Origin of the sequence: Actinomyces radicidentis (genome assembly GCF_001553565.1) — a bacterium.
Classification (GTDB): domain Bacteria; phylum Actinomycetota; class Actinomycetes; order Actinomycetales; family Actinomycetaceae; genus Actinomyces; species Actinomyces radicidentis.
In genome coordinates this window covers 1,773,587-1,787,948 of sequence record NZ_CP014228.1, presented here as the reverse complement: position 1 = coordinate 1,787,948, position 14,362 = coordinate 1,773,587, and the positions used below count along the sequence as shown (strand labels likewise).

The 14,362-nt window shown below is 73.0% G+C and carries 13 protein-coding genes; 4 read left to right on the top strand and 9 right to left on the bottom strand.

Going from position 1 to position 14,362, the window contains the following annotated elements:
* Positions 1 to 53 precede the first annotated feature (53 nt).
* Complete coding sequence (locus tag AXF14_RS07610) at positions 54 to 749, top strand: MFS transporter (RefSeq protein WP_150118448.1); 696 nt, start codon at positions 54 to 56, stop codon at positions 747 to 749.
* Here AXF14_RS07610 and AXF14_RS07605 read toward each other — a convergent pair.
* Positions 650 to 1,588 (bottom strand): SIR2 family NAD-dependent protein deacylase, encoded by a 939-nt coding sequence (locus tag AXF14_RS07605; RefSeq protein ID WP_236755359.1) that lies wholly within the window; start codon positions 1,586 to 1,588, stop codon positions 650 to 652. The genes AXF14_RS07610 and AXF14_RS07605 overlap by 100 nt on opposite strands.
* 228 nt (positions 1,589 to 1,816) lie before the next feature.
* Here AXF14_RS07605 and AXF14_RS07600 point away from each other — a divergent pair, with 228 nt between their 5' ends.
* Positions 1,817 to 2,272: a hypothetical protein gene (locus tag AXF14_RS07600; protein WP_067942169.1), complete on the top strand. Its 456-nt coding sequence runs from the start codon at positions 1,817 to 1,819 to the stop codon at positions 2,270 to 2,272.
* A 124-nt stretch (positions 2,273 to 2,396) separates the two neighbouring features.
* Here AXF14_RS07600 and AXF14_RS07595 read toward each other — a convergent pair whose 3' ends face one another.
* Positions 2,397 to 3,194, bottom strand: a complete 798-nt coding sequence (locus tag AXF14_RS07595) for an alpha/beta hydrolase family protein (RefSeq protein WP_067942168.1) — start codon at positions 3,192 to 3,194, stop codon at positions 2,397 to 2,399.
* Between the two features lie 118 nt (positions 3,195 to 3,312).
* Here AXF14_RS07595 and AXF14_RS07590 point away from each other — a divergent pair, with 118 nt between their 5' ends.
* Positions 3,313 to 4,734 (top strand): glycosyltransferase 87 family protein, encoded by a 1,422-nt coding sequence (locus AXF14_RS07590; RefSeq protein WP_236755356.1) that lies wholly within the window; start codon positions 3,313 to 3,315, stop codon positions 4,732 to 4,734.
* Here AXF14_RS07590 and AXF14_RS07585 read toward each other — a convergent pair.
* Positions 4,656 to 5,912, bottom strand: coding sequence for an IS256 family transposase (locus tag AXF14_RS07585; protein WP_067941557.1), 1,257 nt, complete (start codon positions 5,910 to 5,912; stop codon positions 4,656 to 4,658). The genes AXF14_RS07590 and AXF14_RS07585 overlap by 79 nt on opposite strands.
* Positions 5,913 to 6,192: 280 nt before the next feature.
* Positions 6,193 to 6,816 (bottom strand): methylated-DNA--[protein]-cysteine S-methyltransferase, encoded by a 624-nt coding sequence (locus AXF14_RS07580; RefSeq protein WP_067942167.1) that lies wholly within the window; start codon positions 6,814 to 6,816, stop codon positions 6,193 to 6,195.
* 130 nt (positions 6,817 to 6,946) lie between these two features.
* Between AXF14_RS07580 and AXF14_RS07575 the strand changes: the two genes are divergently transcribed.
* The gene (locus AXF14_RS07575; RefSeq protein WP_067942166.1) at positions 6,947 to 7,165 is read left to right on the top strand and encodes an NADPH-dependent FMN reductase family protein; all 219 of its coding nucleotides are present in this window, start codon (positions 6,947 to 6,949) and stop codon (positions 7,163 to 7,165) included.
* Positions 7,166 to 7,327: 162 nt separating this feature from the next.
* On the opposite strand, the gene AXF14_RS07570 is transcribed toward AXF14_RS07575, so the two are convergent.
* From AXF14_RS07570 to AXF14_RS07550, 5 genes are all read right to left on the bottom strand, one after another.
* Positions 7,328 to 9,082: an MMPL family transporter gene (locus AXF14_RS07570; RefSeq protein ID WP_067942165.1), complete on the bottom strand. Its 1,755-nt coding sequence runs from the start codon at positions 9,080 to 9,082 to the stop codon at positions 7,328 to 7,330.
* A 9-nt stretch (positions 9,083 to 9,091) separates the two neighbouring features.
* Positions 9,092 to 9,682 carry a hypothetical protein gene (locus AXF14_RS07565; RefSeq protein WP_067942164.1) on the bottom strand — a complete coding sequence of 197 codons (591 nt, stop codon included), beginning with the start codon at positions 9,680 to 9,682 and terminating at the stop codon, positions 9,092 to 9,094.
* Positions 9,683 to 9,763: 81 nt separating this feature from the next.
* A complete protein-coding gene (locus AXF14_RS07560) occupies positions 9,764 to 10,534 on the bottom strand; it encodes a carboxymuconolactone decarboxylase family protein (RefSeq protein ID WP_067942162.1) in 771 nt (256 codons plus the stop codon).
* Positions 10,535 to 10,685: 151 nt separating this feature from the next.
* Entirely contained in the window at positions 10,686 to 13,160 is a 2,475-nt protein-coding gene (locus AXF14_RS07555) for a glycoside hydrolase family 3 N-terminal domain-containing protein (RefSeq protein ID WP_084355444.1), read from the bottom strand.
* Positions 13,161 to 13,486: 326 nt separating this feature from the next.
* A complete protein-coding gene (locus AXF14_RS07550; RefSeq protein WP_067942155.1) occupies positions 13,487 to 14,314 on the bottom strand; it encodes an NAD-dependent epimerase/dehydratase family protein in 828 nt (275 codons plus the stop codon).
* Positions 14,315 to 14,362: the final 48 nt, after the last annotated feature.

The following is a 14,362-nucleotide window of genomic DNA, read 5'->3' as shown; positions in this document are numbered from 1 at the left end:
ACCTCCGCCTCGGGCGTGGTGACGGCGAGCGCGGGGATCGTGTGGGGACCGCCGTGTCCCCCGCGATCGCCTCCCTGCTGGCGGCCCTCGGGCTCACCGGCGCCCTCACCGTGCTGGCGGTCCCGGCCCTCGCGGCGATCCCGGTCATCGTGTGGATGTGCGCCGTGGGCCTGCGGGGTCCGGCCGTGGGGCCCGACGGCCCTGACGGCTCGGCCGGCTCAGGCGGGCACGACGACGCCGAGGGGCGCAGCACCGTCGTCGCCCCCGAGCGTCCCGACGCCGGCCCCGCTCCCGAGGAGCTCCTCGAGGCGGCGGCGCCGGCGGACCAGGACCTGCTCCCCGAGCGCCCGGAGCTGCGGGACCTGCTGCGCCGCGCCTTCCACGACCGCGGCTACCTCATCGTCTTCACGGCCTTCTTCACCTGCGGCTTCCACATGGCCATCATCGAGACGCACCTCGTCTCGCAGATGCAGCACGACGGGATGACGGCCTCGGGCGCGGCTACGGCCTCATCTGGACGCTCGCCTCGGCGCTCTCGGTCGCGGCGGCCGCGGGCGCCTGGTTCGTGCCCGAGCGGGACTGAGCGGGACCGTCGTCGACGACGCTCCGGAGGGCCGACGGCGACGTCGTCCTGCCCCCGGGTCCCGACTCAGCCGCCGAGGCGCTCGCGCAGCGCGGCGATGACGGGCGCGGCACCGGAGCGGATGAGGATCGAGCGGTCGACGATCTCGCGGGCGGTGACGGCCTGAGGGTCGATGGACGCGAAGGTCGCCGCGGGGTTGTCGTAGGTGCACCGCCAGAAGGGGTACTTGATGATGAGAGGGGTGTTCATGCCGACGCCGAGCTCGAGGTGGAGGACACGGCCGGTCATGTGCGCCGCCGCCCAGTCGCGGTAGCGCTCGGCGGCGGCGTACCAGCCCTCGTCCTGGACGAAGCGGTCGTCGGCGCGCAGGTTGGTGGTGAGGAGGGCGCCGCAGCGCGGGCAGGTCGGCAGGGTCTCGGTGGGAACGCGGACCGTGTCGCCCGTGCGCTCCTGTCCGGCGAGCATGGCCTCGACGTAGGGCAGGGCGTCGTAGGTGACCTGGGCGCAGGGCACGGAGCACTGGAGGAGCCCGTAGTCGCCCTGGGTGCAGAAGAGACGCTCCTCGTCGAAGCCGGCCCTCTGGAAGCGATGGTCGACGTTGGTCGTGAGGACGAAGGCGTCGCGCCCGGCGGGCACGGAGCGCAGCACGGCGAGGAGGTCGGCGTAGACCCGCCCCGGTCCGGTCTCGTAGCGCTGGAGGGCGATGTTGCGCGCCCAGAAGGCCCAACGCTCCTCCTCGGTCTCGTAGGGGTGGAAGCCGCCGGGGTACGCGCCGTGGTAGCCGTGGCGGGCGATGAGGTCAGCGAAGCGCTCCTCGAAGACATCGCCCGTGTGGGCGTCGCCGTCGGCGACGGAGAGGCCGGAGCCGGCGCCCACGAGGACGGCGTCGGCGGTCCCGAGGGCGCGGACCAGCTTGTCGACGCGCTCGGAGAGGCCGGAGGTGAGGGTGAGTCCGGGGGTGAGGTCGAGGAGGGCGGCGCCCTGCGAGGCGTTCTGGGAGGTCACGAGCCCACACTATCGATTCGATGCAATCGAAGCCAAGGGCACCCTCATCCGCACGGGAGCCATCCGCGGCATTGCGGTGCGACAACGTTTGACATGCCTCATTCACCCGCTGACCTGCGCGGTCACCGCGAGACGAAACCGTGACCGTATGGATACGCCACTGAATCCGATAACCGCTTCCACATGGGACAGCATGGAGTCACTCATTCGAAGCCAGGAGAATGAAACATGTCCATCCAGTCCCCCTCCTCGCGGTCGTGGATCGCCGAGGAGCTCCCCGTCCGCGTCCGCGCCGATCTCGCCCAGGCCCTCAGCCAGCGATTCGACGAGGACCTCCTCCTCGTCCCGAGCGTCGAGCACTACCTCGACCCCACCCCGCGTCCGGCCGACGACGCCCACGACTCGCGCATCCGCCGCCTGTGGAACCTCGACGAACGCCGGGACGCCTCCGCCTACCTCGACCGCGTGTGGTGGGAGGAGGCCGAGGAGGCCGTCCTCGAGCACCTCACCACCCTCACCGTCAACGTCGACGGCGACGTCCGCGCCCACGGCTACTTCCCCGAGACGACCGATGCCGCCGCGCCCGAGCTCGTCAGGATCATGTACGGCGACCGCACCGAGACGCTGCGGACCGCGCTCGACCTGCACCGGGCGCGCATCGCCCAGCGGATGCTCGTCGGCTGAGGGACGCCCCGCAGCCCCTCCGCCCGCGGCCGCCGAGGACGTCGACCGCGGCCGGAGGCACTGTCCGCCCCGGCTCGACCGCGCCCGCGCACCCCGGCGCACGTGAGTCCGGCGGCGGGGCCCCTCACTCCCCGAGGACGCCCGCCCAGGCCAGGAAGTCCGTCGTCAGCCCGACGGCGCGCTCCCAGTGCTCGCCGTCGAAGCCGTGCCCGGCGCCGGGCAGCACCTCGAGCCGGGCGTCCGGGAGCGCCCGCAGCGCCCCTCGCGAGACCGCGAAGGGGACGGCCGCGTCCGCGTCCCCGTGCACGAGGAGGGCCGGCATGCGCAGGCGGCGCAGCTCGGCGTCGACGTCGAGGTCCCAGACATCGAGCGCGTAGCGGGCCCCGAGCCCGACCGCGCGGCCGTCGACCTCGATGGCGTAGGAGTCCGGCACGGCCCGGCGGCTCCGGAACCGCGTGCGCTGGACGCGGGGCGAGCCGAGCGCCGGGTACCACATCGCCAGGGCGGCGACCTCGGTGCGGCGGCGGGAGGCCGCGAGCGCGGCGACGAGCCCGCCGAGGCTCCTGCCGAAGAGGGCCGTGCGCGAGGCGTCGACGAAGGGCCAGGCGCACGCGGCGTCGAGGACGGCGCCGACGTCGGCGACCTCGGTGAGGACGCTCATCGACGTCGTCGGGCCGGCGTCATCCGCCCCGCCGCCGCGGAGGGAGGGGCTCACGACGACGGCGCCCGAACCGGCGAGCCGGCGGGCCAGCGGGGCGACGCGCAGGGCGGACTCCCCCATGCCGTGGCAGCACACGACGAGCGGGGCGCGGCGCCGTCCGGCGGCGACGTCGCGCGGGACGTGGACGAGGGCGGTGAGGCGGGTGCCGGCGCCGTCGTCGGGGACGGCGAGGGCGAGCTCACGGGTGAGGCTGTCAGTCACGGAACCTCCTGGGCCGGGTCGGAGCCCCAGGCTAGGTGCTAGCGGTGCGTCCGAGATCACGGGCCGGAGGACGGTCGTTCCCAGCGGGTTCACAAGCCCGGGTGCCACGATGCCGTACGTGCCTCCTACCGCCGCAGCCCCCGTCGTCCTCGAGGAGCGGGAGGCGGCGCCGACGGCGCGGACCACCCCGCCGGACGAGGGCGCCACCCGATCGCGGGACGCGGGCCGCCGCGACGCACGTCCGCTCGCCCGGACCCTCAGCGCGCTCGCCCCGGTCCTGGCGCGCGCCGGCCGTCTGCTCGCCCACCCGGTCACCGCGGTCCTCGGCTGGCTCAGCCTCGTCTACCCGTGCTGGATCTGGTCGGTCTCGGACGGGCACCTGGTCTCCGCCTTCGACGCCTCGGTGTACTTCGGCGCGGTGCGCTCCTGGGCTGACGGCGGGAGCCTCTACGACTGGTACGCCCTGCCCTTCCTCAAGGAGTACCCCTTCACCTACCCGCCCTTCGCGGCCTGGGTGCTGCGCCCGCTCACCAGCCTCGGTGAGACTGGGACGCAGCTCGCGCTCACGGCGCTCACGCCCATCTGCACGACGATCACGCTGTGGGCGCTGCTGCGGGGGCTCGGCGCGGAGAGGCGACGGGCGCGGGGCCTGGCGCCGTGGCTGGCCCTGCTCGCCTGCCTCTTCCTCGAGCCCTTCCGCGAGACCCTCTACGAGGGGCAGGTCAACGCGGTCCTCATGGCGCTCGTCGCCGTCGACCTCCTCCTCGTGCGCGAGCCCTCGCGCTGGCGCGGGGCGCTGTCGGCGCTGGCCGCGTGCTTCAAGCTGACGCCGGCGATCTCGGGGCTCGTGCTCCTCGCCCGGCGCGAGTACCGGGCGGCCGCGACGATGGCGGGGACGGCCGTCTGGGTGACGGCGCTCGTGTGGCTCGCGAGCCCCTCGGAGTCGTGGCGCTTCTTCACCTCGGCCATGCTCGACACCTCGCGCACCGGCTTCGCGGAGTTCGCGGGGAACCAGAGCCTCAAGGGGACGATCGCGCGCCTCGCTCCCGAGTCGGCGTGGGTGCCGCTGTGGGCCGTGTGCGCCGCCGCGGTGCTCGTGGGCGCCTGGTTCCTCCTGCGTCGCCTGGACCGCCTGCGCCTCCAGGACGACGACCTCGCCCTGGAGCTCCAGCTCGTCGTCACCATGGTGATGGGACTGCTCGTCTCGCCGGTGTCCTGGACGCACCACTGGGTATGGTGCGCCCCGGCGCTCCTCGTGCTCGCCGTCGCGTCGTGGCGCTGGCGCTCGTGGTGGCTGGGCGGGGTGACGCTGCTCGGTGCCGTGGTCCTGGGAACGGGGATCCAGTGGTCCTTCCCGTTCCAGAACCACGCCGAGCTGAGCTGGCCGCTGTGGATGAAGCTCGTCGGCGCGGGCTACGTGTGGTGGGCCCTGCTGGTCAAGTCCCTTGTTGTGGTGTTCTTTCAGGCCGTCAGGGGCAGGGGTTGGGTGTCGTTGGTGAGGGTGTGGGTGAGTCGTTGCATGGAGGTCTCGGACAGGTAGCGGCGTTCGCCGTACTGCCATTCCTCGTGCTGGTCGAGCAGGACGGCGCCGATAAGGCGGGTGACGCAGTCTGGGTTGGGGAAGACCTGGACGACGTCGGCGCGGCGCTTGATCTCGCGGTTGAGGCGCTCGATGGGGTTGTTGGACCACACCTTGACCCAGTGCTCCCTGGGCAGGACCGAGAAGGCGGTCAGGTCGGCCTCGGCGTCGGTGAGCATGTCGGCGACGTCGGGGAAGGAGGCGCGCAGGGAGTCGATGACCTGGTGGTAGGTGGCGCGCACGGCCTCGGGGGTGGTCTGGGCGAACACGGTGGAGATCAGGGCATTGACGGGCTTGGAGCGCACCGACCCCAGGTGGGAGGTGATGTTGCGGGCGAAGTGGACGCGGCAGCGCTGCCAGGCCGCTCCGGGCAGGATCGCCTTGACGGCGGCGCGGATGCCGGCGTGGGCGTCGCTGGTGACCATGACCACCCCGGTGGGGTCGGAGGGCGAGGGGGCCTTCAGGCCGCGCTCGCGCAAGGACCGCAGGAAGCTGGTCCAGAAGTCGGTGGACTCGCTGTCACCCACCGCCATGCCCAGGATCTCGCGGCGCCCCGCGGCTGAGACGCCGGTGGCGACCACGACGGCCTGGGAGACGACCCGATGCCCGACTCTCACGTCCAGGTAGGTGGCGTCCACGAACAGGTACGGGAACCACGTGTGGTCCAGGGGTCGGTTCAGGAACGCGCCGACAGCCTCGTCGATGTCGGTGCAGATCCGCGACACCGACGACTTGGAGATCCCCGACTCGCATCCCAGGGCCTTGACCAGGTCGTCGACCTTGCGGGTGGAGACCCCCTCGACCCAGGCGGTGGCGACCACGGCGTACAGGGCCTTGTCGATCCTCTTGCGGGGGTTGAGCAGACTGGGGAAGAAGGAGCCCTGGCGGAGCTTGGGGATGGCCAGGTCCACCTGTCCGGCGGTGGTCGCAACCGTCTTGGAGCGCTTCCCGTTGCGGCGGGTGACTCGCTCGGGGGTGCGCTCGTAGCGCGAGGCGCCGATGACCGCCTCAGCCTCGGCGTCAATGAGGTCCTGCAGTCCCGCGCCCAGCAGACGGCGGAAGACGTCATCGTGAGCCAGGTCGGGATCGGCCAGCACTTCCTGGATCAGCGTGGACACGGCAGACTTGGTGGCGGGCATCGTGGGAGCACTCCTAGTGAATCCTGGTCGAGAATCTGGGTCCCACGATGCCCACCCGACGACAAGACCGTCGACGCCGTGGACCCCGCGGGAATTGCCACCACGCTAAGGGACGCACCCGCCCTGCTGGCCGGCGTCGCGCTCTGGCTCGTGGCCGGACGGCGGATCGCGGGCTCGCGCCCGCAGCGGTCCGGCACCGGCGGTACCGCGACGCGCGTGCTGGCCGCGGGCGGGAGCGCCCCGGCCCTCAGCCGTTGAGGACGAGGCCCGGCGCCGGGGATCACAGCCCGGGCAGGGACTCCTGCGGCAGGTCGAGGCCGGGCAGGTCCGCACCCTCGGCGAGCAGGAGCCACGTCTTGCGCTCCGTCCCGCCCGCGTAGCCGGTGAGCGCGCCGTCCGCCGCGACGACGCGGTGGCAGGGCACGACGACGCTCAGCGGGTTGCGGCCCACCGCTCCCCCGACGGCGCGCGGGGAGACGTAGTGGCCGGCGCGCTCGGAGACGGCCTTGGCGATCTGCCCGTAGGTGCGGGTCCAGCCGCGCGGGATGGAGCGCAGCTCGTCCCAGACCTGCTCCTGGAAGCCGGTACCGACCGGCGCCAGCGCGGGCCGCTCGCCGGGGTCGGCGCCGGCCAGGGCGGCGCCGAGCCAGGCGGCCGCCTCGGCGAGGACCGGCGGGGCGGCCGCGTCCCCGGGCCGGACGACGACGGCGTCCTCCGGCAGCCCGGCGCGGTCGTGCTGCTGGCCGTCGAACCAGACGCCTGTGAGCGCACCGCCCTCGGACAGTCCCTCGCCGACGGCGGCCGCGAGCGTCATCGGTCCGAGCGGTCCCTCGTACGCGGTCACGTACACGGTCCGCTCCGGAGCGGGCGCGGCGTCCGGCTGGGAGGTCCTGGTGGTGCTCATGGGGCCAGTCTGCCCGGTACCGCGCGCCGAGGACACCGCCCCGGGTCCCGGGCACCGGGAGGACCTGGCTCCTCACCCGCGCGCCCCGCTACCGTCGGGGCGTCCGCGCAGCCGTCTCCCAGGAGCACCCATGAGGACCGTCGTCCTCGCCTTCCACCCCGACCTCGCCGGAGGCTCGCGCGTCAACGCGCGCCTGGCCAGCGCCGCACGCGAGGCCGGCGTCAAGGTGCGCGATGAGTACGCCCTCCACCCGGGCTTCCGCATCGACGTCGCCCTCGAGGCGCAGGCCTCCGCCTACGGCGAGGCGCTCACCGCGCCGCGCGCGTCCTTCGGCCTCTTCGAGGTCTGACCTCGTCCACGGGCATCGTCTCCGTCCGTCACGATCTGCGCGGTCGGGGATTCGGCAGGGGCAGGACCAGCTCGACGTCAACGACCTCCTCGTCCAGAGGCGCGAAGTAGGACGGGGCGTGGCCGCACCACTCGATGACGCGCGCCCACCGGGACGTCCACCTCAGGCCTCCCCGGGCTCTGCGGCGGCGGGCTCCTCGTAGCGGTCCCGTGCGGGCACGATCCAGCGGTCCGTGACGGCGAGCAGCGCCGGGAGGGCCAGGAGGATGAGGAGGACGGCGGCGGTCGCGCCGATCGCGATCGTCTGGCAGATCTGGCCGACGGTTGGGTTCTCGAAGAGGTAGCCGAGCACGCCGGTCACGAGGATCATGATGAGGCCGCTCGTGAGGATCGTGTGGATGGAGCCCTCGTAGGCGCCGGCCAGGGCGCGGGCGACCGGCTCGGTGCGCCGGTGCTGGCGGTAGTAGGTGGTGAGCACGATCGCGTAGTCGATGGTGGCGCCCATGAGGATGCACTGGACGACGAGCATCGCCAGGTAGTACATGTCCGCGCCGATGATCCCCGAGACGGAGACCGTGACGAAGACGCCGCACTGGACGAGGAGCACGAGCAGGGCGGGCACGGCGGCGCTGCGGAAGGTGAGCGCCATGATGAGGAAGATGGCGCCGGCGGTGAGCAGCGTGATGCGCAGGTTCTCGGCGGGGAAGCCGTCGCGCATCTCGTCGACCATGACCGACTGGCCGACGAGCCAGTGCTGCTCGGACAGCTCGGCGTCGGCACGCGCCTGGAGGTCGTCGATGAAGGAGAGCGTCGCCTCGGCCTCCTCGCGCAGGCCGGTGGTGACGATCATGCGCGAGTGCTCGGCGCCGACGAGCTCCTCCTTCGCCTCCTCGACCTGCTCGCGGGCGGCGTCGAGGAGCTCCTCGGTGCTCATGGTCCAGGACGGGTCGGTCCGCGTGGCGGCGGCGTGCTGGAGGTACAGCAGCTCGAGGGAGTCGGTGACGTCACCGAGCTCGGACAGCGTCATCGTGCCAGCCTCGCCGCCGTTGCCGACGTACCACAGGACGTCGATCGCCCCGTCGGGCAGGACGGACTGCGAGTCGTCACCGGCTACGTCCGCGGCGCCGGCGTCGTCGGCCGTCCCCTGCTGCTCGAGCGCGGCGGCTTCCTTGGTCAGCTGCTGACCGATGGTCGTGCCGTGGGAGGTCACCGAGCGCACGCCGTCGGAGCCCGGGTAGTCGGCGGCGAGCGCCTCGCCGAGAGCGGTGGCGGCGGCCTCGTCGTCGTTGTCGTAGACGAGGACGACCTGGTTGTCCTTGGCGAAGACCTCCGCCACGGGGTCCTCGCGCTCCAGGGTGTAGCTCGTCGTCGTGCCGCCCCGCAGGACGAAGGATCCGGCGAGGAGGACGACGAAGCCCGCCGCGAAGACCCACCGGAAGCGGTACTCGGCGCGGGCGAGGCCGCCGAGGCTCGGGCTGAGGTGGGGCTTGGCGGTGCGGGTGATGAGGCGGTCGCAGGCCAGGAGGAGGCCGGGGAGGACGGTGAGGACCGTGACGAGGGAGACGACGACGCCCTGCCCGAGGACGGTACCGAGGTCGGCCCCGATGCGGCAGCTCATGAACACGAGCATGAGCAGGCCCACGACCGTGGTGAGCGACGCGGAGACCACTGCTCCGAAGGAGTCCCGCAGGGCCCTCCTCATCGCGGTCACGGGCGCGGACCGGCCGTCCTTGCCGGCGTCGCGCTGGGCGTCGCGTTCCTGGCGGTACCGGTTCGCCAGGATGATGGAGTAGTCCATCGACAGGACGAGCTGGAGGATCGCGGCGATCGAGTACGTCGTCTCGGAGACGCTCGGGCGCAGGGCGACGAGTCCCATGTTGAGGGCCACGGCCATGCCGATGGCGACGAGGTGGCGCACCGGCTCGATCTACGAGGCGCTCATGACCAGGAGGACGGGGACGAGGAGCGCCAGCGCGATCGCCACGATCCACACGGGCAGCTCGGAGGAGGTCGAGGTGTTGTCGCTCACCCACTGCACGACGTACCCCTCGAGGGCCGGAGCCCGGTCGGCGGCTGCGTCGCCGTCGGCGAGCGAGGCGACCGCCTCCTCCGCCTGCGCGTAGGCCTCGGAGTCGTAGTCGCCGTCGACGCTGATGACGTAGAGCGTGTGCCCGCCGGACACCGACGGCGCCGCGTCCTCCTCTGAGGCGGAGGCCTCCGAGACGGAGGCGACGCCGGGCAGGTCGGCGAGCCCGTCGTGGACCGTGGAGCGCTCGGAGTCGCCGTCGAGCCCGTCGACCATGATCCGGATGGTCGAGACCGGGTCATCGACTCCGAGCTCGTCCTCCATGACGCCGGTGCCCTCCCTCATCTGGGAGTCCGACGGCAGGTAGGACGTCATGTCCGTGTTGACGGTGACGTGGGGAACGAGGACGGCGGCGAGGACGGTGAGGACGGCCATGAGGCCGATGACGGCCCCGCGGTGGTCGACGATGAGGGAGGCGAGGCGGGTGAGCACGGTGGTCTCCGGCGTGGGGTGCGGGCGGACGGGACGGACCTACCGGCCCGCGCGGCCGTGCGGCCGCCAGGTCGCAGCGGCTCAGCGGTAGGCCTCGGAGGACTCGTTCTCGTCGTACTGGGCGAGGAGGACGAGCCCGGACAGGGCGTAGGGGCCGCCGATGTAGGGCAGCACCCGGACGAGGGCGGCCGCGACCTTCTGCTTGCTGTTGCCGGCCTTGATGGCGCCCGCGACGTGCGGCTTGAGCTGCGTGGCGGCGCCGAGGGCGGCGATGGCGACGAGGCTGATGAGCTCGCGGTCGGCGACGTCGAGGACGCCGCGGGTCTCGAAGTCGCCGAAGGCGTTGGCGGTGAGCAGGTGCGGGAGGAACTCGCCGTAGGGCTCGGGCAGCGCCGCGAAGACCTCCTTGACCTCGGCGCCGTAGAGGGGCTCCTGGACGGCGGCGCCGGCGGCCTCACGGTCCTCGTAGGCGACCGTGCCGACCTCCTCGAGCGGCAGCTCGACGCCGTGGGCCTTGAGCACCTCGGCGAGGGTCGCGGTAGCGTTGAGGGTCTTGGGCCATCCGATGTACGGAGCGAGCTGGTAGATCGTCTCGCGCAGCTCGAGCGGGGTGAGGCCGACGTTGAGCGCGGCATTCAGGTGGGCCGTGAGCTGCGGCAGCGTCTGCATCGCGGCGAGGACGGCGACGGTGAGCTGCTCGCGCTCGGCGTCGTCGAGACCGGGGGTCGGGAAGACCTCGCCGAAGATCTCGTTCTGGAGGATCTCGAGGGCCTCGGCGTCGGTCGGGCTCGGAGCCGGGTCGGAGCCGAAGAGGCGCTTGTACGTCTCGGTCGCTTCGCGGGTGAGGGCCATGAGGGTGCTCCTTCGACGGGGCGGCCTCGCATCGGGCCGCCGGACGGGCTGCTGGATGACCCCGAGCATGCTGCGAGCCCGACGGGCTCCGCCAGTCACTGGCGGTGCCCGTCGGGCTCGGCGGTCATGAGCGGGCCGGCCGCTCAGGTACTCAGGCGCGCGGCGCGGGGGCGTCCGCGACGTCGACGAGCTTGTGGGCCATGCGGACGACGCGGGCCGCCTGCACCTCGAGGCGTTCACGGCTCAGCTCGGCAAGGCCGGTGTCCCCCGCGAGGCCAGCGAGGATCGTCTGCCGGTCCTCCTCGCAGCCGGGCATGAAGAGCTCGTTGCCCGCGGCGACCGTGGCGACCGCGCTGGCGCGCGGGTGCTTGAGGTCCGTGCGGGTCATCGAGTAGACGACCCAGTCGGTCATGACGAGCCCCTGGTAGCCCCACTCGTCGCGGAGGATCGTCTCGAGGAGGTCCTTCGACTCGGAGGTGTGGACGCCGTTGACGAGGTTGTAGGACGTCATGAGGGCGTGGGGCTGGGTCTCGCGGACGACGTACTCGAAGGCGCGCAGGTACAGGTCGCGGGCGGCGCGCTGGGAGACGTGGCTGTTGGAGTTGAGCCGGTTCGTCTCCTGCTCGTTGAACGCGAAGTGCTTGACGGTGACGCCGCGGCCCGGGTGGGCCTGGACGCCGGTCGTGATGCCGCCGGCCATGCGGCCGGAGAGCAGCGGGTCCTCGGAGAAGTACTCGAAGTTGCGCCCGCACAGGATGAAGCGGTGCAGGTCGAGGGCCGGGGCGAGCCACAGGTGGGCGCCGAAGCGGTCCATCTCGTCGCCGACGAGGTCGCCGAGTGCGACGGCGACGGCAGGGTTCCAGGTCTGGGCGACGGCGGTGCCGATCGGGATGGCGGTCGTGTACTGCTCGTAGGTCGACTCGGGAACGCGCTCCTCGGCCTCGGAGTCGAGGCCGAAGGCGGCCATGGACTCGGGGTCCATGAGCTCGGCGAAGAGGCCGCCGAGGGCGGCGCCGAGCGGGAAGGGCCCGTTCTCGTCGACGCCGACCTCGGCCGCGAGGCGCAGGCCCGCGGGGCCGTCGGGCATGACGAGGGAGGGGACGCCCTCGACGCGGGTCGTGGACTGGCCGGCGGCGCCGACGAGGGCCTCGGAGGCCTGGCCGATGATCGACTGGGCGTCGGCCTTGTCGGCGTACTGGCCCAGCACGAGGTAGGAGAGCTGGTCGTCGGTGAGGCCCCTGACGAAGGCGAGCTCCTCGGAGAGGTCGACGGGCTCGCCGGCGTCCTCACGGCGCAGGTCGGCAGCGGCGACTGCCAGGCGCGGGGCGTCGGAGAGGACCTCGACGGGAGCCGGGGAGGCCGGCTTGAAGTCCTCGAAGCCGGGCTCGCCGAGGGCGTCGTGGAGCTCGCGGACGACGGCGGTCGCGCCGAGCTCGACGACGGCGGCGACGGCCGTGTCGCGGCTGGAGGCGCCGGCGCGGACGACGTAGTCGCCCTTCTCGAGGACGGTGGAGTGCTTCGCGGTGTCGAAGGAGGCGAGGTCGGAGAGGTCGAAGGTGACGGTGACGTCCTGGGAGGCGCCCGCGGCGAGCTCCTCGGTCTTGGTGAAGCCGGCGAGGGCCTGGTAGGGCTGGTCGAGGTCGCCGGCCGGGGAGGAGACGTAGACCTGGACGACGTCCTTGCCGGGGCGGGCGCCGGTGTTGGTGACGGCGGAGGTCACGGTGACGACGGAGCCGTCGATGGTCGCCGTCGGGGCGCCCTGCTCGAAGGTCGTCCAGCCCAGGCCGTAGCCGAAGGGGAAGAGCGGGGCGGTGCCGACGGAGTCGAAGTAGCGGTAGCCGACGTAGACGCCCTCCTTGTAGTGGGTGTCGTCGGGGTCGCCGAAGTCGCCCTCGGTGGAGTAGTCCTCCCAGGCGGCCCAGGTGGTGGACAGGCGGCCGGAGGGGTACGCCTTGCCGAGGAGGAGGTCGGCGAGGGTGTCGCCGGTGGTGGCGCCGAGCTGGGAGAGCAGGAGGATGTTCTTGACGTCCTTGACGGGGCTGAGGTCGACGACGCCGCCGACGTTGAGGACGAGGAGGAACGTGTCGAAGGCCTCGTTGAGGGCGAGGACGTCGCGGACCTCGGACTCGGTGAGCCTGACGTCGCCGGCCTCGGGGCGGCGGTCGTTGCCCTCGCCGGAGTCGCGGGCGATGATGTAGATCGCGGCGTCGCCAGTGCCGTCCAGGGGGAGGTCGATGGCGGGGGCGGGCTCGACGGCGCCCATGCCGAAGAAGATCGCGGGGACGCCGGCGGCCTTGGCGCGGGCCTTGAGGTCGGCGACGAAGGCGGCGTGGTTCTTCTCGGCGATCTCGTCGTAGGCGTCGAGCCAGGAGGCGGTCGTGATCTCGAAGCCGGCGCGCTGGAGCCCCTCCTCGATGTTGACGACGTGGCGGGAGTTGACGTCGCCGGAGCCGGCACCGCCCTTGATGGTGCGGCGGGCGCCAGCGCCGTAGAGGGCGACGGGGCCGGCGGTCTCGAGCGGGAAGGAGCCGTCGGTGCGCAGGAGGACGACGGACTCGGGGGCGAGCTCGCGGACGGTGGCGAGGTGGTCGGTCTCGAACTGGGGGACCGCGCTGTCAGGGGACACGGAGAGAGCTCCTTTGCTGTGGCCGGTCGCCGGTCGGACCGGCGGGTGTCGCAGGACCAGGGTGCCCCAACCCGTCCGCCCGGTCAATATTTCTCGATGGTCGGCCCCAAGATCTGACGACCGCCGTTCCCCCGTCAGGCCCGCTGCGCCCGGACCCAGTCGAGGACCTCGGCGGCCTCGGCGCCCCGGTCCTCGTGTAACAGGAGGTAGAAGGTCGCACGCGCCGAGGCGTCCGTGATCGGGACGACGGAACGCGCCCCGAAACCCGTCGGTGGCCCACGAGGGGCCGACGACGGCGGTTCCGCGCGCGCCGGGCGCGGCGGGGCTCAGCGCCGCTCGAGCCCGTCGACGGTGTCGTGGACGGAGTCGGCGAGGGGCCGCGGGCTGAAGCCGAGCTCGGCGGCGGCGCGCTCCTGGGAGAAGAGCGCGGGGGCGCTGAGGGTGTCGAGGGCGTAGCCCGTGAAGAGCGGGCGGCTCCCCGTGAGGCCGGACAGGGCGCGAACCGCGGGCAGGACGCCCCGCGCGAGCCCGGTCGGCAGAACGAGCGGCGCCCGCCCGCCGCGCAGGGCGCGCACCTCGGCGAAGATCTCGCGGACCTCCGCCCAGCGCCCTGACAGGAGGTAGGTGCGGCCGGCCTCTCCCCCGTCGGCGGCGGCCACGACGGCGTCGGCGACGTCGCGCACGTCGACGACGTCGTAGCCGCCGCGGACCGCGCGAGGGTCGTAGGCGTCGGGGTCGTCGACCTCGCGGATGACCTCGGTGGGGTCGGAGGGCTCGGGGACGGCGTGGACCGAGGAGACGTGGACGAGGCGCCGGGCACCGGCAGCGAGGACGGCGGCCGCGCCGCGGACGTTGACCTGCCGGAGGCGGGCGACGGGCAGGTGCCCGATGGAGATGAGCCCGGCGGTGTGGATGACGACGAGGTCCTCGCCGACGAGGTCCGCGAGCGCGGCGTCGAGGGAGGCGCGGTCGGTGACGTCGGCGTCGCGGCGGCTGAGGCGGGCGCGTGCGGCGTCGTCGATGAGGGAGGCGGCGAGGAGCTCCTGGCCGGGCAGGGCGAGGGCGCGAACCGTCCGGCCGTCGTCGAGGAGGGCTCGGACGACGGCGGTGCCGAGGTGCCCGGCGGCGCCGGTGACGACGTGAACGGCGCTCACGCCTCCAGTGTCCCGCGTCACAGGCGGTGCCGTGGGGTTCGACGGCCC

Excerpts from the sequence above, each read along its gene's own strand:
- AXF14_RS07580 (WP_067942167.1), bottom strand. The coding sequence starts at position 6,816 with ATGAGCACCACCAGGACCTCCCAGCCGGACGCCGCGCCCGCTCCGGAG.
- AXF14_RS07600 (WP_067942169.1), top strand. The coding sequence starts at position 1,817 with ATGTCCATCCAGTCCCCCTCCTCGCGGTCGTGGATCGCCGAGGAGCTC.
- AXF14_RS07585 (WP_067941557.1), bottom strand. The coding sequence starts at position 5,912 with ATGCCCGCCACCAAGTCTGCCGTGTCCACGCTGATCCAGGAAGTGCTG.
- AXF14_RS07575 (WP_067942166.1), top strand. The coding sequence starts at position 6,947 with ATGAGGACCGTCGTCCTCGCCTTCCACCCCGACCTCGCCGGAGGCTCG.
- AXF14_RS07560 (WP_067942162.1), bottom strand. The coding sequence starts at position 10,534 with ATGGCCCTCACCCGCGAAGCGACCGAGACGTACAAGCGCCTCTTCGGC.